Source organism: Lactococcus sp. dk101 (assembly GCF_009601055.1).
Lineage (GTDB): Bacteria > Bacillota > Bacilli > Lactobacillales > Streptococcaceae > Lactococcus.
On record NZ_WITI01000002.1, the window covers coordinates 287,697 to 309,569 of the forward strand.

At 40.4% G+C, this 21,873-nt stretch carries 19 protein-coding genes and 1 pseudogene; all 20 read left to right on the top strand.

What is annotated here, in order from left to right; genetic code table 11:
• Nucleotides 1-37: 37 nt before the first annotated feature.
• Nucleotides 38-721 carry a type I 3-dehydroquinate dehydratase gene (gene aroD / locus GHI45_RS03265; RefSeq protein ID WP_147779062.1) on the top strand — a complete coding sequence of 228 codons (684 nt, stop codon included), beginning with the start codon at nucleotides 38-40 and terminating at the stop codon, nucleotides 719-721.
• Nucleotides 722-837: 116 nt separating this feature from the next.
• Nucleotides 838-2,136, top strand: a complete 1,299-nt coding sequence (gene purB, locus GHI45_RS03270) for an adenylosuccinate lyase (protein WP_147779063.1) — start codon at nucleotides 838-840, stop codon at nucleotides 2,134-2,136.
• Between the two features lie 108 nt (nucleotides 2,137-2,244).
• A complete protein-coding gene (locus GHI45_RS03275; RefSeq protein WP_255514195.1) occupies nucleotides 2,245-3,267 on the top strand; it encodes a LacI family DNA-binding transcriptional regulator in 1,023 nt (340 codons plus the stop codon).
• A 26-nt stretch (nucleotides 3,268-3,293) separates the two neighbouring features.
• Nucleotides 3,294-4,199, top strand: a complete 906-nt coding sequence (gene rbsK, locus GHI45_RS03280) for a ribokinase (protein ID WP_147779065.1) — start codon at nucleotides 3,294-3,296, stop codon at nucleotides 4,197-4,199.
• Nucleotides 4,174-4,572, top strand: coding sequence for a D-ribose pyranase (gene rbsD / locus GHI45_RS03285; protein ID WP_147779066.1), 399 nt, complete (start codon nucleotides 4,174-4,176; stop codon nucleotides 4,570-4,572). Before rbsK ends, rbsD begins: the two co-directional genes overlap by 26 nt.
• Entirely contained in the window at nucleotides 4,573-6,048 is a 1,476-nt protein-coding gene (locus GHI45_RS03290; RefSeq protein ID WP_147779067.1) for a sugar ABC transporter ATP-binding protein, read from the top strand.
• A 99-nt stretch (nucleotides 6,049-6,147) separates the two neighbouring features.
• Complete coding sequence (locus GHI45_RS03295) at nucleotides 6,148-7,032, top strand: sugar ABC transporter permease (protein ID WP_153497399.1); 885 nt, start codon at nucleotides 6,148-6,150, stop codon at nucleotides 7,030-7,032.
• Between the two features lie 24 nt (nucleotides 7,033-7,056).
• The gene (locus tag GHI45_RS03300; RefSeq protein WP_147779069.1) at nucleotides 7,057-8,031 is read left to right on the top strand and encodes a substrate-binding domain-containing protein; all 975 of its coding nucleotides are present in this window, start codon (nucleotides 7,057-7,059) and stop codon (nucleotides 8,029-8,031) included.
• A 249-nt stretch (nucleotides 8,032-8,280) separates the two neighbouring features.
• A complete protein-coding gene (locus tag GHI45_RS03305) occupies nucleotides 8,281-10,275 on the top strand; it encodes a transcription antiterminator (RefSeq protein ID WP_147779070.1) in 1,995 nt (664 codons plus the stop codon).
• Complete coding sequence (locus GHI45_RS03310) at nucleotides 10,272-10,571, top strand: PTS sugar transporter subunit IIB (RefSeq protein ID WP_147779071.1); 300 nt, start codon at nucleotides 10,272-10,274, stop codon at nucleotides 10,569-10,571. Before GHI45_RS03305 ends, GHI45_RS03310 begins: the two co-directional genes overlap by 4 nt.
• A gap of 97 nt (nucleotides 10,572-10,668) precedes the next feature.
• Complete coding sequence (locus GHI45_RS03315) at nucleotides 10,669-12,042, top strand: PTS ascorbate transporter subunit IIC (protein WP_147779072.1); 1,374 nt, start codon at nucleotides 10,669-10,671, stop codon at nucleotides 12,040-12,042.
• A 279-nt stretch (nucleotides 12,043-12,321) separates the two neighbouring features.
• Complete coding sequence (tkt, locus tag GHI45_RS03320; RefSeq protein WP_147779073.1) at nucleotides 12,322-14,298, top strand: transketolase; 1,977 nt, start codon at nucleotides 12,322-12,324, stop codon at nucleotides 14,296-14,298.
• Nucleotides 14,299-14,414: 116 nt separating this feature from the next.
• Nucleotides 14,415-14,666, top strand: a complete 252-nt coding sequence (locus GHI45_RS03325; RefSeq protein ID WP_147779074.1) for a hypothetical protein — start codon at nucleotides 14,415-14,417, stop codon at nucleotides 14,664-14,666.
• A gap of 581 nt (nucleotides 14,667-15,247) precedes the next feature.
• Nucleotides 15,248-16,702 carry an aminotransferase class I/II-fold pyridoxal phosphate-dependent enzyme gene (locus GHI45_RS03330; protein WP_147779075.1) on the top strand — a complete coding sequence of 485 codons (1,455 nt, stop codon included), beginning with the start codon at nucleotides 15,248-15,250 and terminating at the stop codon, nucleotides 16,700-16,702.
• Between the two features lie 17 nt (nucleotides 16,703-16,719).
• Nucleotides 16,720-17,571: a polyamine aminopropyltransferase gene (gene speE / locus GHI45_RS03335; protein ID WP_147779076.1), complete on the top strand. Its 852-nt coding sequence runs from the start codon at nucleotides 16,720-16,722 to the stop codon at nucleotides 17,569-17,571.
• A 21-nt stretch (nucleotides 17,572-17,592) separates the two neighbouring features.
• On the top strand, nucleotides 17,593-18,447 hold the full coding sequence (speB, locus tag GHI45_RS03340; protein WP_147779077.1) for an agmatinase: 855 nt from the start codon (nucleotides 17,593-17,595) through the stop codon (nucleotides 18,445-18,447).
• Between the two features lie 28 nt (nucleotides 18,448-18,475).
• A complete protein-coding gene (locus GHI45_RS03345; RefSeq protein ID WP_147779078.1) occupies nucleotides 18,476-19,030 on the top strand; it encodes a TMEM175 family protein in 555 nt (184 codons plus the stop codon).
• A 14-nt stretch (nucleotides 19,031-19,044) separates the two neighbouring features.
• Complete coding sequence (locus tag GHI45_RS03350; RefSeq protein ID WP_147779079.1) at nucleotides 19,045-19,650, top strand: TMEM175 family protein; 606 nt, start codon at nucleotides 19,045-19,047, stop codon at nucleotides 19,648-19,650.
• 50 nt (nucleotides 19,651-19,700) lie between these two features.
• On the top strand, nucleotides 19,701-20,627 hold the full coding sequence (locus GHI45_RS03355) for an alpha/beta hydrolase (protein WP_147779080.1): 927 nt from the start codon (nucleotides 19,701-19,703) through the stop codon (nucleotides 20,625-20,627).
• A gap of 15 nt (nucleotides 20,628-20,642) precedes the next feature.
• Nucleotides 20,643-21,842, top strand: a pseudogene (locus tag GHI45_RS03360) (saccharopine dehydrogenase C-terminal domain-containing protein).
• Nucleotides 21,843-21,873 lie beyond the last annotated feature (31 nt).

Consider the following 21,873-nt stretch of genomic DNA (forward strand, 5'->3'; position numbering starts at 1 on the left):
AATAATAAAAGATTAGAAAAAAGTGAGAGGAGACGGAATGAGACAAACAAAAATTGTAATTCCAGTCCTACCCAGAACGATTGATGAGATTAAAAATCTTGATTTGGATTTGTATCAGGATGCCGATATTATTGAATGGCGGGCGGATTTTTTGCCATTAGGGCAGATTTTAGAAGCCGCTGCTGTTTTTTTTGAACGTTTTAAGTCCTTTAAAATTCTCTTTACGGTACGAACTGCAAAAGAGGGAGGAGCGCTTGAGCTTTCAAAAGCGGCTTATGTGAGCCTGCTTAAAGACATCATGGTCTTTAAGCCAGATTATGTTGACATCGAGTATTTTTCTTATCCTGAAGCGATAAAAGCGATGGATAAATATAGAGCGCAAATCGTGCTTTCTTATCATAATTTTAAAGAAATGCCAGAAGATTTGACGGGGCGATTGATCCAGATGGACAAGGAAAATACGGCATTTGTCAAGGCGGCAGTCATGCCTCAACGGGAATGCGATGTGATTGATTTGTTGCAAATCACGCGCGATATGACTTTGGAATATGGACCGCATTTTGTGACCATGGGGATGGGAGATTTGGGAATGATTAGTCGCATTTCTGGATCGATTACGGGGTCATGTTGGACATTTTCTTATGTTGGCGAGGCGAGCGCTCCGGGACAAATTGTGATTTCTGATATGGTTCGTTTTTTAGATTTATTTGAGGAAAAGTAATTGTTCGTTATTTCCGAATTAAAGAAAAGGTTGTGTGTGATGAACAGCATATTTCCGAATAATTGGGGACTAAAACATGGTATAATTGAGTTAAAAAGACAGATTTGGAGAGTAAAATGGTAATCAATCGTTATTCACGTCCTGAAATGGCCACGATTTGGACAGAAGAAAATAAATTCAAAGCTTGGTTAGAAGTTGAGATTTTGGCGGATGAGGCTTGGGCTGAATTGGGAGAAATTCCAGCAGAAGATGTTCAAAAAATCCGTGAAAACGCATCTTTTGATGTTGAACGAATTCTTGAAATTGAAAAAGAAACGCGTCATGACGTGGTGGCTTTTACACGTGCAGTATCTGAAAGTCTTGGTCTGGAGCGCAAATGGGTGCATTATGGTTTGACTTCGACAGATGTGGTAGATACGGCCTATGGTTATCTTTATAAGCAAGCCAACGATATTTTACGTCAGGATTTGGTTAATTTTGCAGAAATTATCAAAAAGAAGGCGATTGAGCATAAATATACCATCATGATGGGGCGGACACACGGTGTTCATGCGGAACCAACGACATTTGGCTTGAAGTTGGCGACTTGGTATTCTGAAATGAAGCGGAATATTGAGCGCTTTGAGCATGCAGCCAAGGCTGTTGAAGCTGGTAAAATTTCAGGTGCAGTAGGTACTTTTGCCAATATTCCTCCATTTGTTGAAGCCTATGTTTGTGATAAATTGGGCATTCGTGCGCAGGAAATTTCAACACAAATTTTACCTCGTGATTTGCATGCGGAATATTTTAACAGCATGGCTTTGATTGCGACATCGATTGAACGTATGGCAACTGAAATTCGTGGGTTACAGAAATCGGAACAACGTGAAGTAGAAGAATTCTTTGTTAAAGGGCAAAAAGGCTCATCAGCAATGCCACACAAACGTAATCCGATTGGTTCAGAAAATATTACGGGAATTTCTCGTGTCATTCGTGGCCATGCATTGACGGCAATGGAAGATGTGGCTTTGTGGCATGAACGTGATATTTCTCATAGCTCAGCGGAACGCATTATCGCACCAGATACCACTGAATTACTTGATTATCAGCTCAATCGTTTTGGTCGAATTGTTCAAAATTTGACGGTTTTCCCTGAAAATATGAAGCGAAATATGGATGCGACTTTTGGCTTGATTTATAGTCAACATGTCATGCTGATGTTGATTGAAAAAGGTATGGCACGTGAGGAAGCTTATGATTTGGTTCAACCTTTAACAGCACAGTCTTGGGATGAACAAATCATGTTCCGTCCATTAGTCGAAAAGAATGAACGCATTCGTGCAGTTTTGAGTCTTGAAGATATTGAACGTGCATTTGATTATACTTATCACTTGAAACGTGTCGATGAAATCTTTGAGCGTGTTGGTTTAATCTAACATCATTCTAAAGAAATTGAAGTGTTGTCAGTGCTGACAACATTTTTTTGTAAAAAAGTTGTATAAAAGACTTGACAAAGAAAATGAAAACGTGTACAATATGATTAAATTAACAATGAGAACGTTCCCACAAACAAGAAATGCAGAGAAAGGAGCAAAATGGTTACCATAAAACAAGTGGCGCTGGAAGCTGGCGTGTCTAAATCAACGGTGTCGCGCTACATTGCTGGAAATGGTTATGTGGGGCAAGATGCCCAAGAAAAAATCAAAGCGGCCATTGAAAAGTTGAATTTTGTTCCCAATTTGTCAGCCAGGTCTTTGAAAACCAAACGCAGCCAGTTGGTCGGCCTTCTCCTGCCTGATATTTCCAATCCCTTCTTTCCTCGCTTGGCCAAAGGTGCCGAAGTTTTCTTGCAGGAAAAAGGTTATCGAGTCATGCTGGGAAATGTGGGTGAAAATGCTGAACTTGAGGAGGAATATCTGAAAGTGCTTGTCCAGCTCAATGCGGCGGGTGTGATTTCGGTACATGATTTTACGGAGCGTTTTCCAGAGCTTGATTTACCGCGTGTCATCGTTGACAGGGTTGGACATCATACGGATTTTGGTGTCTTTTCTGACAATGAAGCAGGTGGACGAATGGCTGCTGAAGTGGTCGTGAAGGCTGGAACACAAAATGTTGCGGTGATCAGTGGGCCAACGACTTCGGAAAACATTAACAGTCGTTTTAAGGCCTCTTGCGAAAGTTTATCCGCACACAAAGTCAATTTTCGAAAATTTTACAGTCAGTCTTATCAATTTGAAGCCATTCAAAAAGAAGCGCAGACCGTGTTGGATGTCTTTCCTGAGGTGGATAGTATCATTACGCCATCAGATATTCATGGCGTTGCTTATCTACGAGAATTGCTCAACCGTGGCATCAAAGTACCTGAGGAAGTCCAAGTCATTGGTTATGATGACATTATCTTGAGTCAATTTGCTTATCCTGCCTTGTCCACCATTCATCAGTCGGCATATGAGATGGGGGCTGAGGCGGCCAAGCTGATTTATAAAATGGATACGGGGCAGACGATTTCCGAGAAGAAGATCGAGCTTCCTGTCTCTTATATCGAACGTGAAACCATAAGAAAGTGAAAGAAAGTGAAAGAAAGTGAGTCAATATGAGTAAAATTACAGTTGTCGGATCCATTTCAATGGACCTTGTTACCTCGACCAATCGTGTCCCAGAAGCGGGAGAAACTGTTTTCGGGAGGGCATTTGCCATGGTGCCTGGCGGAAAAGGGGCCAATCAAGCCGTTGCCATTGCCCGTCTAGCACCGAAAAGTGTTCAGATGATTGGTGCAGTCGGACAAGATAGTTTTGGGAGTGAAATCCTAGAAAATTTCACTAAAAATGCTGTTTTAGTGAATAAACTGGGAACGGTCTCACAAACAACAGGCATTGCCCAAATCACATTGTATGATGATGATAACAGAATTATCATTATCCCCGGTGCCAACCAGTCTGTCAGTGCTGACAGCTTTACTGACGAATGGCATCTGATTGCTGACAGCGACATGGTGGTCTTGCAAAATGAAATTCCGCATGAAACCAACTTGGCTGTTGCAAAATTTGCCCAAAGTCATGGCGTGAAAGTCTTGTATAATCCTGCCCCTGCACGCGTGACAGATTTGGAAATGCTAGATTTTGTTGATTTTATCACACCAAATGAACATGAATGTGAGGAGCTTTTCAAAACGGATCAGTTGGATGAACTTTTGGCAAAATATCCCAACAAATTGCTTGTCACATTGGGCGTTAAAGGCGTTACCTTCCACAATGGCTCTGAAGTGGTGTTAGTCCCTGCAATTCCTGCCAAAGTGGCGGATACGACAGGTGCTGGCGATACTTTCAACGGTGCATTTGCTTATGCCATCACGGCAGGCTTGGACATCAAGGCAGCCAGTCAATTTGCGGTGATTGCCTCGCATTTGTCTGTTCAAAAATTTGGCGCTCAAGGGGGCATGCCAACATTAGCTGAAATAAAGGAGCATGAAAAATATGAAAAAACATGGAATCTTAAATAGTGAATTAGCCAAAGTTGTCGATGATCTTGGTCACACGGATCAGGTCTGCATCGGTGATTTGGGACTTCCTGTACCAAAAGGCATCAAAAAAATTGACCTTGCTGTCAAGCACGGATTGCCTACTTTTCAGGACATTTTAGATGTTTATCTTGAAAATGTCTTGGTCGAAAAAGTCTTTTTGGCTGAGGAAATCAAGAGCGAAAATCCAGACCAACTTAAAGCCATTTTGGACAAATTAGGCCCACAAGTCGAAATTGTCTATCTGACACACGAAGCCTTGAAAGCAATGAACACTACTGTTAAAGCGGTCGTACGTACGGGTGAAGATACACCTTATTCGAATATAATTTTACAATCGGGGGTGACCTTATAAATGAAAATTGAAATGCGAAACATCTCGAAATCATTTGGTTCCAATAAAGTCCTTGAAGGCATTGACATTGATATTCAATCGGGTCAAGTTCATGCGTTAATGGGCGAAAATGGTGCGGGAAAATCGACGCTGATGAACCTTTTGACAGGACTGTACACGGTGTCTGGCGGTGATATTATCATCGATGGGCATAAAAAAACATTTGGTAATCCACAAGAAGCCGAGCAGTTCGGCATCAGCTTCATTCACCAAGAAATGAACACCTGGAAAGACATGACCGTTCTCGAAAATCTATTTTTGGGGCGCGAAATTAAAACGAAATTTGGCTTGCTGGATAACAAAGCCATGAAAGAAAAAGCAGAAGACGCTTTTCGTCAGTTGGGCGTTAGTATGCCGCTAGATGAAGAAATCGGCAGTCTGTCTGTTGGTCAGCAACAAATGGTCGAAATTGCGAAGAGTTTCTTGTCTGACATTAAAATCTTGATCATGGACGAACCTACGGCAGCACTGACAGAACATGAAGTTGAAGGCTTATTCAAAGTGATTGATGGACTGAAAGCACGTGGTGTTGGGATTGTTTATATTTCGCACCGCATGGAAGAAATCTTCAAGATAACCGATTGTATCACGGTCATGCGTGACGGTTTGGTCATTGATACAAAGCCCACTCAGGAAACTAATGTAGATGAATTGGTCAAGAAAATGGTGGGGCGTGAAATCACGGATTATTATCCAGAAAAGACAGCCACTATTCGTGAGGTCGTCTTTAAAGCTGAACATTTATCGGGCGCTCGTTTTAAAGACATCTCATTTGAGGTGCGGTCGGGCGAAATTCTTGGTTTTGCTGGATTGATGGGGGCAGGACGGACAGAAGTCATGCGTGCCATCTTTGGATTGGATAAGTTGCAGTCTGGAACAATCAAAGTCAATGGAAAAGCCTTAAAAATCAAAAGTCCGTCAGATGCGATTGTACAAGGGATTGGCTTTTTGACAGAAGACCGGAAAGAAGAAGGTCTGGTGCTTGATTTTTCAATCAAAGATAATATTACCCTGCCTTCAACCAAAGATTTCATTCATAAAGGACTTTTTGACGATAAGGTGGCTACGGATTTTGTCAAACAACTGTCAGAGCGTTTGAAAGTCAAATCAACTGATGAAGAACAAATCGTTGGCGATTTGTCAGGCGGAAATCAGCAAAAAATCGTCCTTGCCAAATGGATTGGCATTGCACCAAAAGTTTTGATTTTAGATGAGCCAACGCGTGGGGTTGACGTCGGTGCCAAGCGCGAAATCTACCAACTTATGAATGAGTTAGCAGAACGTGGCGTTCCCATCATCATGGTGTCCTCAGATTTGCCTGAAGTGCTTGGTGTTTCAGACCGAATTGCCGTCATGCATGAAGGGAAAATCACAGGAATTCTTGACAAAGAAGAAGCAAGCCAAGAAAAAATCATGCAACTTGCAACCGTTGAATAATAAAATCAACGCATAGAATACTTTATTAAGGAGAATGAAGTGAAAGCTTTAACGAAAAAATTCAGCAGCCTAACCACGCTGCTTGCGCTCATCGTCTTGATGGTCGTGATAACGCTCATCAATCCCAACTTTATGACGGGCAACAACTTACTCAACTTGCTGCTTCAAGTAACGGCAAATGGATTTATCGCTTTTGGAATGACCTTTGTCATTTTGACATCTGGGATTGACCTGTCAGTCGGTGCAATTTTGGCCTTGTCAAGTGCCCTATCAGCCGGCATGATTGCTCAAGGCATGCCTTTACCACTTGCTGTTCTGATGGCTGTCATCATTGGTGGCTTCCTCGGTGCCATCAATGGCGCATTGGTTGCTTATGGGAAATTAGCACCCTTTATCGTTACCTTAGCTACATCGATGGTTTTCCGTGGTGCTACCTTGGTCTTTACCAATGGAAATCCAATTACCAAAGGTCTTGATGGTTATTTCCTTGCTTATATCGGACAAGGCTACTTGCTCGGTGTGCCTTTCCCAGTCATTTTGATGTTGATTGTCTTTGGTCTCTTGTGGGTCTTGCTTCATCGGACAGCTTTCGGGAAATCCGTTTATGCTTTGGGGGGCAATGAAAAAGCAGCCTATATCTCAGGGATTAAACTCAACAAAGTCAAAATTGCCATTTATACTTTGTCAGGTATCATGTCTGCGATTTCAGGTTTGATCATCACCTCACGTTTGTCATCAGCGACACCTCAAGCAGGCTCTGGCTATGAAATGTATGCCATCGCAGCCGTTGTCCTTGGCGGAACGTCATTGATGGGTGGTAAAGGACGCATGTTTGGTACCATGATTGGTGTGTTAATCATTGGTGTCTTAAATAACGGCCTCAATATCATCGGTGTGTCAGCCTTCTGGCAACAAGTCATTCAAGGGATTGTCATTTTGATTGCGGTCTTGATTGACGTGGTTCGAAGCAAGAAAAAAGCGTAAGGATAAGCTGAAAGGAAGAAAATCATGAATTTATTTAAAAAAATAATGTTAGGCACGGTTGGCTTAGTCGCCGTTTCTAGCCTCGCTGCATGTAGCTTTTATACGGGGATTCCTGGGCGTGATGGCAATAAAACAGATACCGTCGTTGCTCAGAAAAAACCTTCAGAATTAAAACTTGGCGTTTCACTCTCTACGACAAACAATCCTTATTTTGTCTCTATGGATGACGCAATCTCAGCCATGGCTAAGAAAAATAACACCAAAGTCACCATTTCAGATGCGCAAAATGACTCTGCGACTCAGCTCAACGATGTTCAAAACTTTATCAGTCAAGGCGTTGATGCCATTTTGATTAACCCAGTGGACTCTGATGCTGTTGTACCAGCAATTAAGGCAGCCAATGCCGCACATATCCCAGTGATTGCTATGGACCGTGGTGCAAATGGTGGCACCGTCTTGACAACGGTCGCTTCTGACAACGTCAAAGCGGGACAAATGGCAGCTCAAGCAGTGGCTCAACTGGTCGGTAAAAATGCCAAAGTCTTGGAACTCTCAGGAACACCAGGGGCTTCCGCAACCATTGACCGTGGAAAAGGCTTTAATGATGAAGCAAAAGTACTTGGCCTTAACATCCTGTCTAGCCAATCAGCCAACTTTGACCGGACAACAGGCTTAAACACGACGCAAAACATGCTTCAATCTCACTCAGGTGTGCAAGCTATCTTCGCTCAAAATGATGAAATGGCACTTGGTGCAGCCAAAGCCGTCCAAGCCGCAGGCCTTAAAATTGCTATTTTCGGGATTGATGGGGAAGACGAAACCCATACAGCCATCCAAAATGGAACGATTACAGGAACCATTGCCCAACAACCTGCAAAAATCGGTGAAATGGCCTTGCAGGCAACTTATGATTACTATCAAGGCAAAAAAGTCGATAGTGTCATCAATTCACCTATTTATCTTGTGACGAAAGACAATGTTGACCAACATAAATGGTAAGCAAAAAAGTGATAAGTAATAAATAAAGTTAAATATCCAAAAATGATAAGGATTAAAAAACCTTATCATTTTTTTATCATCAGTATATTAATAATGTCATAATAATTTAATTTTATCTTACAATGTTATAATTAAATTATTATAAATGTAAGCGGTCCACATCATTCAAAAAATCAAGGACTCGATTGGACTGGAAAAGCGTTTTCATTCCTTTTAAATTAGCTATAATAGAAACATAGGGAGAGAGAAATGGTAAGTTACGATCTTGATGACATTCTACTGAGTCATAAACGATTTTGGAAATTTGAAACATTAATTGAGCAATCGATTTTTAATCCAAAATCTTTGGAGGAATGGATCAATTCTTACAATGAAAAAGCACTTAAAAGTAAACGGCACCTGATTGAAACTAAAAAAGAGGTGATGATTGTTCCAGAAGACATGAGTGATATCGAAGAAGTACGCTTTGCAATTGAGCAGCCATCACAGCTTGTTTTTAGTAAAGAAGAACGTCAGCAGATCATTTTACTCCTTGTTTTTTACAATCAAACACCTTATTCGATTTCATTTTTTAAAGCACTCTTTTATGCGAGTAAAAATACAATATTATCGGATATCAAACAACTGCGTCAAAACTTAGAAGCTCATGAGATTAAATTAGACTACCAACTTTCGAAAGGTTTCTTCTTAGTGGGCAATGAATTGATGATAAGGCAGTTTGTTTTCAGAGCTTTGCAAAATTTGAGCGATCAAGGATATTATTGTCTTTCAAAAACAATCAATCATAATAATCCGCTGGAACTTTTTAAAATCAATCAAACCTTACGAGAAATTATCCAAAAAAATCAAGTGAATTTGGTTTACAGTAGATATCAGCCTTTACTTTTCTTCACGGAATTGTTACTTAAAAGAGTGAAGGCTCATCCACTGGAGGAGGAACTTCCAAAACGCATTTATTCGTTTGATTTGGAAGCATTTGAGCAGGAATTCATTGGGGTAGAACGAGACTATTTTATTGCCTTAGTGTTTGGCTCTAGTGATGGAGCTTTCCAAATTAAAGGACTTGATTTTCTCTATCGTTTGAGTTTTCAAATTATGGAAAATGTGATGAAGTTGGCAGCAATGGAATTTGAAGATTTTACAAAGACTTTTGAAGCACTTTTAGAACATTTGGGACCAGCTTATTTCAGATTAACATATCATTTGGAACTCAAGAATGACTTGCTTCCACGTATTAAGCAGGAATATCATGAACTCTTTACCTTGATTCGTCATGCATTGTCACCGCTGACAGAATTAACGCACGAGATTTCTGAAGAAGAATTGGCTTATTTTGTCATTTTATTTGGTGGAGAAATATATAAGAAAAAGCACCACTCCCATCTTAAAGCAATCGTCTTGTGTGCTAACGGCATTAGTTCTAGCTTGATTATGAAAAAGAGATTGGTTAGTTTATTTCCAAACATGGAATTCGTGATTGCCACCTCAATTAGCCAGTTTGATGACATACCTGTCAGTACTTACGATATGATATTTTCTACTTTGAAAGTTGAAAGTCAGAAAAAGGTTTATCTTTTCTCACCATTTCCAAGTAATGAAGAAGTGAGAAGCCTGTACAATCAAATTGTTCATGATTTTGAATTGCCAAGTCTCCCCTACTTTTCAGAAGACCAGCTGATCAAGTTGATCAAGCCCTATCTGAAAAAAGATGTAAACTTGCAAGCCTTGAAAAAGACCTTGCAACAAAAAATTAAGTTAAATATAAGTGAAAATAGAAAGGATAGTCCAATGCTTTCAGAATTATTAGTTGGAGATACAATTCAGTTTACCGATCAAAAAATGAATTGGGAAGAAGCAATTAACTTTGCAGCAAACCCATTGATTGAATCAAAGGCGATTGAGCCCTCTTATATCGATGCAATGATCAATCGAATTAAGGAGTTTGGTCCATTTGTTGATTTGGGAATGGGAATTGCCCTTCCTCATGCTCGACCTGAAGATGGGGTCAATAAGGTTGGAATGTCATTTTTAAGATGTCAAGAGCCTATTAATCTTCTTGATGATCCAAAACATGCCATAAAAATCTTTATCGTCTTGTCGGCAGTTGATAATGAGGCTCATTTACGTGCCTTGTCAGCACTGACACAGATATTGTCAGATCATGAACAATTACAAGCCTTATTAAACGCAACAACTGTTGCAGAAGTTGAAAATATTTTAAAAACAAAAGGAGAAACAAAATGAAATTTGCATGCGTATGTCAATCAGGATTAGGAACAAGCTTTATGGTCCAAATGAACCTTCAAGCCTTACTACAAGAAGCTGGATTAGATGTCAGTCAATTTGAACTTGACCATATGGACGTTGGTTCAGCGACTCCAGACAGTGCGGATTATTTCTTTGTTGAAGCAACCTTGGTTTCAGCACTTCCAAATATCCCACAAGAAAAAATTGTCCCTTTAACGACAATCATTGACAAAGAAGTTGCTCGTGCTGCACTTTATACTGTGCTTGATCGAGAAAACATTGCACATCAATAAAAACACTTTTTAAACGAGAAACGTTTATAATTGCTGTCTATTAATTTTTACGTTTGGCTCGTTGAACTTATTCATTATATTTTAAGGAGATTGAAAAATGAATGGATTTTTGAACTTTATTGTCTCATTTGCGACGACACCGGCTTTGTTAGTCGGAATGATTGCCATGCTTGGACTAATTCTGCAGAAAAAACCAGCAACAGCTGTCATTCAAGGGGGAATTAAAACCTTTGCAGGATTTTTGGTCTTGACTGGTGGAGCTGGTATCTTAGTCAATTCGTTGACTCCATTTTCAGCCATGTTCCAACACGTATTTAACGCAAAAGGAATTGTTCCATCTAACGAAGCAGTCGTAGCGCTTGCTTTGGTTAAATTTGGAACGCCTGCAGCATTAATCATGCTTGTGGGATTTGTGGTTAATATTATTTTGGCACGAATTACCCGATTTAAATATATTTTCTTGACCGGTCAAGCAATGCTCTATGTTTCAACAATGGCAGCCGTTGTTCTTGCTTCCGCAGGACTTGGAACCTCATGGGAAACCATTCTTCTTGGTGGGATTTTTGAAGGAACACTTTTGACTGTTACACCAGCGTTGACCCAACGTTATATGCGTAAGATTACTGGCAACGATGGTGTTGCCATGGGGCATACTGGAAACATGGGCTATGCACTTGCAGGATTTTTGGGAGAAAAATTCGGTAATCCAGATCCTGAGAAATCAACTGAAAAACTGAACATTCCGAAAAATCTTGGTTTCTTACGTGACTCAACGGTTTCAATTTCGATTGTCATGATGATTGTTTACGTCATTTTAGCCATTATCGCAGGTCCTAACTTTGTACAAAGTGCTGATTTATCCAATGGGACAAACTATATTGTTTATGCTATTACACAAGCAGGTACATTTGCTGCAGGATTTGTTGTCGTTCTTCAAGGGGTTCGTATGATTTTGGCAGAGATTATCCCTGCTTTCCAAGGAATTGCTGCTAAATTGGTTCCGAATTCTAAACCAGCATTGGATGTTCCTATCGTTTTCCCTTACGCACCTAATGCAGTGTTACTCGGTTTCTTTGTTTCATTTATCGTAGGTGTTTTGTCAATGCTTGTCATGCTTGGACTTCACACAACAGTAATTATCCCTGGTGTCGTCGGTATTTTCTTCTGTGGTGGTGCTGCAGGAGTTTATGGAAACGCATTTGGTGGTGTGAGAGGTGCTGTGATTGGTTCATTTGTCAATGGCTTAATTCTTGCTTGGGGACCGTTGTTAATTTTACCTGCACTTGGGTCATTTGGCGCAGGAGCAGCATCAACATTTGCGGACTCTGATTATATCGTTTCTGGTGGTTTACTCGGTTTGACAGGTAAGGCAGGAAGCGGGGCACTCATTGCATTGATTTTAGGCTTCTTAGCAGTGGTACTTATTTTGAATGCTGTTTTGAATGCAAAAGACAAGGCAAACGGAAAATAATTGAATAAGCTAGAAATTTTCTAGCTTTTTATTATTTTTTGTGAAAGTAGGTTTAAAAAATAAAAATCAATAATTCCATCAAAAAATATACAAAGAAAGCGTTATTTTTGGCGAAAATATTGTATAATTAAAAGGTAACTGGTTACATGTTCTGATAACTGTAAAAATTTTTCATGTTAAATGCTTAAATTAGAAAATTTTTTCACTGATTTGGACTTAAAAACCACTTGCGCTTATGTTATAATGAACTTAGAAATAAATTAAAATTTGGAGATAAATATGTTTGATACAACAGATCAACTTGCTGTCAATGCAATTCGTACCCTTTCAATGGATGCGATTCAAAAGGCAAACTCAGGTCACCCTGGACTTCCAATGGGTGCTGCGCCAATGGCTTATGTCCTTTGGAGTAAATTTCTCAATGTAAATCCTAAAACAGGTCGTAAATGGTCAAACCGTGACCGTTTCGTCTTGTCAGCAGGTCATGGATCAGCCATGCTCTACAGTTTGTTGCATTTGGCTGGATACAATGTCACAACAGATGACCTCAAAAATTTCCGTCAATGGCAATCAAAAACGCCCGGTCACCCAGAAGTTGACCATACGGACGGTGTTGAAGCAACAACTGGCCCTCTTGGACAAGGGATTGCAAATGCAGTTGGGATGGCAATGGCAGAAGCGCATTTAGCTGCTCAATACAACAAACCTGGTTTTGATATTGTCGATCACTATACTTATGCGCTCAATGGCGATGGTGATTTGATGGAAGGCGTTTCGCAAGAAGCTGCCTCACTCGCAGGAAAATTAAAACTTGGAAAACTCGTTCTTTTCTATGATTCAAACAATATTTCTTTGGACGGAAAATTGGAACAATCATTTATTGACGATGTTCAAAAACGTTTCGAATCTTACGGTTGGCAACATTTGCTTGTTAAAGACGGCAATGATTTAGATGAAATCGCTGCTGCAGTTGAAATGGCCAAAAAAGATACGACACGTCCAACAATCATTGAAGTTAAAACAATCATTGGTTTTGGTGCACCAAAAGAAGGAACAAATGCGGTTCACGGTGCTCCTTTGGGTGCAGATGGCATTGAAGCAGCTAAAGCAGCTTATGGCTGGACTTACGATGCATTTGAAGTCCCTGCTGAAGTTAAATCACGTTTCCTTGAAACAACTGTTGCACGCGGTGAAGGTTTGGAACAAGTCTGGAATGAAAACTTCAAAGCTTATGCTGAACAATACCCTGAATTAGCAGAACAATATGTAGCTGCCTTTGAAAATAAAACACCTGAACTTGAATTGACAAAACACGAACTTGGTTCTTCAAAAGCATCTCGTTCAACATCTCAAGAAGCTATTCAAGAATTGTCAGCACAAATGCCAAACCTTTGGGGCGGATCTGCTGACTTGTCTGCATCAAATAATACCATGGCTAAAGCAGAAACAGACTTTATGCCTGATAACTATGCTGGTCGTAACATTTGGTTTGGTGTCCGTGAATTTGCGATGGGCGCAACAATGAACGGGATTGCGCTTCACGGTGGTACGCGTGTTTATGGTGGGACATTCTTCGTCTTCTCAAACTACATGCTTCCAGCTGTTCGTATGGCTGCCCTTCAAAACTTACCAGTAACTTATGTTTGGACACATGACTCAATCGCTGTCGGCGAAGATGGCCCAACACATGAACCTGTTGAACAATTAGCCAGTGTTCGTTCAATGCCAAACTTGGATGTTATCCGTCCAGCTGATGGCAATGAAGTTATCGCTGCTTGGCGTCGTGCTGCTTCATCAACACACCGTCCTACAGCTTTGATTTTGACACGTCAAAACTTACCAGTCCTTCCTGGAACGGCTGAATTGGCTGAAGAAGGACTCAATCGCGGGGCTTACATCATTTCGAAAGAAGAAGGTGCACTTGAAGGAATTTTGATTGCAACGGGTTCTGAAGTTGCTCTTGCTCTTGAAGCTAAAGAAAGCTTGGGCAAAGGCATTCGTGTTGTGTCAATGCCTTCAATGAATATCTTTGATGAACAATCAGCAAGCTACAAAGAAGAAATTTTGCCAAAAGCAGCGCGCAAACGTGTCGCTATCGAAGCTGGAACAAGCTTTGGTTGGGCAAAATATATCGGTCTTGACGGTGCAACGGTCACAGTTGATAAATGGGGTGCTTCAGCACCAGCCAGCAAGGTTCTTCCAGAATATGGCTTCACAGCAGAAAATGTTGTAAAAGTTTATAAAGCATTGGATTAAATTTAAACATAGAAAACCTGACCATTTGTCAGGTTTTTTTGACAGTATTCATTGAACATGGATATGACTTTTTTTGGTAAAATATATGTATTTAATACTGAAAAAGAGAATGAAAAATGTCACGTTTGATTGCCATCTTAGTTGGAATTTGTTCCATCGCTAATCTAATCTTTCTACTGAGTACTCCAGTACAGATTGTTTTGACGGTTTTGTCAGTACTGACAATGCTTTTTTATGGCGGAAAACGGTCTGTCAGAGCTTACAATGGCGATGGAACACGTCTTTTTACCTTTGGTTTTCTGATTTGTTTTGTTAGCTTTCTTGGGTCTGCAACGATATTGTTGGCTTTCTTACTTCACTTGACCTAAATTTTTCCAAATATGCTATAATAAAAACATGCGATGAGTCGAATATTCTATTGTAAATAGAATTCGAGCAGAGGAATGTCGGATTATTGAGTTAATCGCACAGGACGTGTGGATATTTCTTGATTTGTGTGAACCTTATCAAGACGGTCTTTGACTGCCTCATCAAAAAAACTACAATTTATTTGTAGTTTTTTTATTTTATTCTTGTATTCTTTAGAAAATTAAAGTATAATATTGAAAGTTCTGTAGGACAGAAGATTTGACCGCTTTTATTTTGAAGATAAGAGCCAAGGCCACACGGACAGCCGGGTCAAAAGCCGAGTTGGCGACTTTAAGTTGCCTTATTGATTAGTGGAATGTTGTGTTCCACTTGTGAAGCCCCTAGATTTTTAATCTAAGTTTTAAAATGGCTTCTCCCAAGAAATAGACGCTTGCGCATCAATAAGAGGTTTGAAGGTTCTTTTGTACTTTATAAACTCTAAACTCAGGGCTTTTTTTGAGCCGAATGAAAAATGATGACAAAACCAAGCGTAATTGACGTTTGTTTTTTTATTTTCTTGGAATCTAGAATTGGAGAAAAAATGCTAGATCAACGCGTGGCACCTATTTATGAAGCATTGCAAAAATTTAATCAAAAACGGGTCGTCCCATTTGATGTGCCAGGTCACAAAAGAGGGCGTGGCAATCCCGAATTAACACAGTTTTTAGGTCAACAAGTCATGAATTTGGATGTCAATTCGATGAAGCCACTGGATAATCTCAATCATCCAAGTTCCGTTATCAAAGAGGCCGAAAGTCTTGCGGCAGAAGCTTTTGGTGCAAAACATGCCTTTTTCATGGTCAATGGAACGACCAGCTCTGTTCAAGCCATGGTTTTTGCGACTGTCAAAAGAGGGGATAAGATTATTTTGCCACGAAACGTGCATCGCTCAGTTCTGAATGCTTTGGTTCTGTGTGGTGCTTATCCCATTTATATCAATCCTGAGATGAATAAAAAACTCGGTATTTCTTTAGGAATGTCGATAAAGTCCGTCGAAAGAGCGATTACGGAAAACCCCGATGCCAAAGCCATTTTTGTCAATAATCCGACCTATTATGGCATTTGTTCAGATTTGCAGTCCATCGTAGCCTTAGCCCATCAGGCTGGAATGCTGGTATTGGCAGATGAGGCACACGGAACGCATTTGTATTTTGGCGAGCATTTGCCACAAAATGCAATGGCTGCTGGCTGTGATATGGCAGCCGTCTCCATGAACAAATCAGGCGGTTCATTGACCCAAAGTTCAATTTTGTTAATCAATGACATGGTCAATGCAGACCATATGCGACAGGTCATCAATTTGACATCGACGACGTCGGCTTCTTATCTTTTATTGTCGAGTCTTGATTTGTCTAGAAAACACATGGCACTCAACGGGAAAGATGTTTTAAAGCGTGTGGTTGATTTGGTCAAATACGCGCGTGATGAAGTCAATGATATTGGCGATTATTGGGCCTTGGGTGAAGAATTGATTGATGGAGATGCTGTTTACGATTTTGATTTGACAAAATTAACCATCAATACTTTGGACATTGGCCTTGCGGGCATTGAAGTTTATGACCTTTTACGTGACGAATACGATATCCAAATGGAACTTGGCGACATCGCAAATATCCTTGCTTACGTTTCTGTTGGTGACCGGAAAATTGATTTGGAACGTTTGGTTTCTGCGTTGGTTGACATTCGCAGGCGTTATAAAAAGGACACGACGGGCATGTGTACGCAGGAATATATCAACCCAGAACTTGTCGTCAGCCCTCAAGACGCCTTTTACGCTGAAAAGGAGGCTGTTTTACTTGAGCAGTCGCAAGGACGGGTCTGTACAGAATTTGTGATGGCTTATCCGCCAGGCATTCCGATTTTGGCACCGGGAGAACGGATTACGCAAGAGATTATTGATTATATTGTTTATGCCAAGGAAAAAGGTTGTTTAATTACAGGAACTGAGGATTTAGAAGTCAATCGGTTGAATGTTTTGGTTGACGAGAAAGGTTAAAAATGCAAGATAAAAGCATGCAACTATGGTTTTCAGAGGCACAAACACCCTTTGTGGATTTTAGTTTGAAAATCGATAAAGTTTTATATACTGGAAATTCAGAATATCAACGGATTGATGTTTTGGAATCCAAAGAATTTGGTCGCGTTTTGACCCAAAATGGTCAGATAACGTTGACTGAAAAAGATGAATTCATTTATCGTGAAATGATGGTTCACGTTCCTTTGGCCGTTAATCCTCAGATTAAAAAAGTCTTGATTATTGGGGCTGGAGACGGCGGATTTATCCATGATTTACTGGAATATCCCAACGTTGAACATATTGATTTGGTGGAGTCGGATGAAAAAATCGTTGAGGTTTGTAAAGAATATTTACCAGTGATTTCTTCCAAATTGGACGATGAAAAAGTGAGCATTTACTATGAGGATGCCCTACGATTTGTCAGACGGAAAGAAGAAAGTTATGACTTGATTTTGGTGGATTCGGTGGATCCATTTGGTGTGGGCGAAATGCTTTTTACCAAAGAATTTTATGGTAATTGCTATCGTGCTTTGAGTGAAAATGGCATTTTAATCAATCAACATGAAAGTCCTTTTTATGCGGAAGAAGCAATGACCATGCAGACGGTACATCGGCGGATTGTTCAGACATTTCCCATTGTAAAAATCTATCAAGCGCATATTCCGTCTTATCCTTCAGGACACTGGCTTTTTGGCTTTGCCAGCAAAAAACTGCACCCAACGGCGGATTTCAACGCGGAAAAATGGCAGGCTTTGGGTATAAAAACGAAATACTATAATCCAAGACTGCATCTTGGTGCCTTTGCCTTACCCACCTATGTCGAAAATATTTTAAAAGATGTTGAATAGAAAAATGAAAAGGAAATTAAAATGTTAGAAAACAATGTGACGACCTTTATTGCTTGCGATAAGCCATACGATGAGGCCGAATTTGTCTTGTGGGGCGCACCTTTTGACTCGACCACAAGCTTTAGACCCGGCACACGTTTTGCCAGCTCTGCCATTCGGACGGAGAGTTTTGGCATTGAAACCTATAGTCCTTATCTGGATAAGGATTTAGAAGAAGATGCGCGTGTTTTTGATGCGGGCGATCTCGAATTGGTCTTTGGAGACAGTGAACGTGTCCTTGAACAGGTTAAACAGATGACGCAAACCATTGTCAGCGATGACAAAATTCCTGTCATGATTGGCGGAGAACATTCGCTGACTTCTGCACCTGTGTCAGTGCTTGCCAAACATTATCCTGACCTTCAACTGCTTCATTTTGATGCACACACGGATTTACGTGAAGATTATTTGGGAAATCCTTGGTCGCACGCCAGTGTCATCAAACGTTGTCATGACCTTTTGGGCGATGGACACGTTCATTCTTTTGGCATTCGTTCTGGTGAAAAAGCTGAATTTTATTGGGCAAAAGAGCATCTTGACATGCACAAATTTAACTTTAATGGTCTTGAGGAGCTAGTGGAGCAATTAGATGGCAAACCTGTTTATTTCACTTTGGATTTAGATGTGCTTGACCCTTCCATTTTTCCAGGAACAGGAACGCCAGAAGCAGGCGGTGTCAGCTTTGACGAACTTCGGATTGCCATTACAAAACTTGCGGGACTCAATATTGTTGGCCTTGATGTTATGGAATTGGCGCCACACTATGACCATTCGGGTGTTTCAACTGCAGTAGCTTGTAAGATTATTCGTGAGATTTTACTGACATTTAGTAAATAAGAACAGGGCTTTTTTGTAGGACAAAACAATGAATAAAACACGGCTTGAAGCCTTGTCTGACGGCATTTTTGCAGTCGTCATGACCCTTGCCATTTTTCAGTTTAAGGTACCAGCAGGCGGGAATTTATTTTCTTCACAGCTGTTATTTATGCTGTTGATTTATGTGACCACTTTTATTGTGCTGGCTTCCATATGGAATTCCCATCATCATGTGTTGACTTTTCTACATGACCAAAAAGTTGATGAGTTGATTTTGTGGAGCAATCATGCCCTCTTGCTCATGATTTCACTTTTTCCGTTTTTGACCGTTGCGCACGCGACTTATCCGCATTCCTTGTCGGCAAATATTGGCTATGTGCTGAACTATATTTTCATGTGGCTTGGTATTAGCGCCTTTAGTCAGTTGATTTATAAAAAATATGCCCCCAGCGAAACCTTGAGGCTCCGCAATCGCAAACGAATAAAAATGTTCTTTTTTTTCTTTTTGCCAGGAGCTTTAATTTCGATTGTTTGGCTTTATGCCTTGCCTATCATTACGATTTTGATGGCACTTTCTTGGGGCAGGCACACGGATTTTGAGTAGGAAAGGAGGGGGAAATGGTTGATAAAGGAAGACTAGCTGGCTTTGTTGATGCTATCATTGCAGTAGTGATGACCATCATGCTCCTCGAATTTCATTCGCCCAAATCGGGACTGATGAGTGATTTTCTAAAGACAAATCTTGTCTATTTGATTGCTTATCTGTTGAGTTTTATTTATGTGACAACAGCTTGGTTTAATCATCAATTCATGTTGCATACGGTCAAAATTATTACACGCAAAATGTACATTGCAACAGTGATTTGGTTATTATCTTTGTCATTATTGCCCGTTTTGGCAGCTTGGACAGGTCAAACCATGACACTTTTTCAAGACTTTGGCACACATTCTCCTAAAGCACCAGCTCTTTTATTTATGCTCATGATTTTTTGTTGGAGTTTTGGTTTCGTGAATATGGGCAAGGTTTATATGAAAGATAATCCTGAGGAAACCCAGCAACTTATCAGAGAAATGGGTGTCTATCGTTATTTGGGTGGGCGTTTTTATCGGTTTTTAATGGTGCTCTCCATTTTGATGACTTATTTCTATCCTCCCTTTGTTTTTATCTGGACAACGGGCGAAATGACCTATGCAGCTTATCGTTCGCATAACCATGAGTCATAAAATCGAGGCTGTAAAAAGTAAGAAGAAAAATTTTAAGAAAAGAGAACATCATGTCACAAGATAATTTTTATCATTCACAAATTATTTCAGGGCAAGCGGTCAGCTTTAAAGACTATTTCGGCTTGATGCTTGCTGGAAATCTTTATCTTCCTGAAAAGCAAACCGAAAAAGCTCCCGCGCTAGTCATTGCTCATCCTTATGGTGCTGTCAAAGAACAAGCATCTAATCTTTATGCACAAAAATTAGCTGAAAAAGGTTTTGTTACTTTATCCTTTGACCTGCCGTTTTGGGGTGAATCAGAAGGGCTTCCTCGAAATGCCGTATCACCAGATACTTATGTTGAGTCCATCAGTGCTGCCATTGATTTTTTGAGTCAACAGAAGGGTGTCAGGGCTGACAATATTGGTCTAATGGGGATTTGTGCAGGAGGTGGCTTTAGTCTAGCTGCAGCAAAAATAGATAGCCGTATTAAAGCAATTGCAACTGCCAGTCTGGTGGACTTGGGGACAGCCGCTCGTCAAGGTGGAAAAGCTGAAGCTGAAGCGACAAGCACACAGCGGATTGCTGAACTATTTGGGGCTGCTTTTGCCTATACCAGTGGCACCGCTGATTTTTGGTCTGATGATTTAGATGATATGGCGAAAGAGTTTTATAGTTTTTATCGGACACCGCGCGGGGAATTTACACCCAAAGGCGTAAGCAAATTGTCAACGACACACCCGTTGCAATCAAGTGCTAGCAAGTTTATGAATTTTTATCCCTTGTCAGATCTGACAAGGTTATTAACGATACCTGCTCTATTTATTGCAGGGGAAAATGCCTTTTCTCGCTTTTTTAGCGAAATGGCAAATACTAATTCAGGAGAAAAACAGGAACTTTTATTGATACCAAATTGTAATCATATCGATTTGTACGATGATACAGATAAAATTCCATTTGATAAGTTAGAAGAATTTTTCAAAGAAAATTTGAAATAGAAAAGAGAATACAAAATGTCTAAAACATTAGTTATCGGAGCTGGCGGTGTTGCCAGCGTTGCTATTCATAAAATGGTGCAAAATCATGAGGTCTTTGCTGAAATCATGATTGCGACCTGAACTAAATCCAAAGCAGATGCTTTGAAGGAAAAATTGGACGGACAGGGCACAATCATTCACACAGCACAGGTTGATGCGGACGATACGGAAGCACTCATTGCTTTGATGAATGAGTTTCAACCAGATCTGTGTCTTAATTTGGCTTTGCCTTACCAGGATTTGACCATCATGGACGCCTGCCTTGCAACCAAGACTCACTATGTCGATACAGCAAATTATGAACCAAAAGATGTGGCAAAATTTGAGTATTCTTGGCAATGGGCTTACCGTGAAAAGTTCAAAGAAGCAGGATTGACTGCTCTTTTAGGGACAGGATTTGATCCGGGTGTGACAGGCGTTTTTTCGGCTTATGCACTGAAACATCAGTTCGATGAGATTAACTTCATTGACATTCTTGACTGCAATGGTGGGGATCACGGTTATCCGTTTGCGACCAATTTTAACCCTGAAATCAATATTCGTGAGGTTTCTGCTAAGGGGTCTTATTGGGAAAATGGCGCTTGGATTGAGACTGAACCTATGGAAATCAAACGAGAATACAGTTTTGAAGGTGTCGGTCAGAAAGACATGTATCTCTTGCACCATGAAGAGCTTGAAAGTTTAGGGCTTAATATGCCTGGCATCAAACGTATTCGCTTCTTTATGACTTTTGGCCAATCTTACTTGACCCACTTGAAAGTGCTTGAAAATGTTGGCATGACGTCGATTGAGCCAATCATGTTTGAGGGACGTGAAATTATTCCCATTCAATTTTTGAAGGAACTCCTGCCTGATCCTGCAAGCCTCGGGCCAAGAACCAAAGGTAAAACCAATATTGGTTGTATATTTGTTGGAAAAAAGAATGGAATTGAAAAGACCTATCGTCTGTACAACATTTGTGACCATGAAAAAGCATACGCAGAAGTTGGCTCACAAGCCATTTCTTATACGACAGGGGTGCCAGCTATGATTGGAGCTGCTTTAGTGTTGACGGGACAATGGAAAAAACCAGGCGTCTATAATGTCGAAGAATTTGATCCAGATCCTTATATGGACATGCTGAACAAATGGGGCTTACCTTGGGTTGAAGATTTCGAACCAACTTTGGTGGATTAAATAATGCTTTGAAAAGAAAGTATCAAGCTAA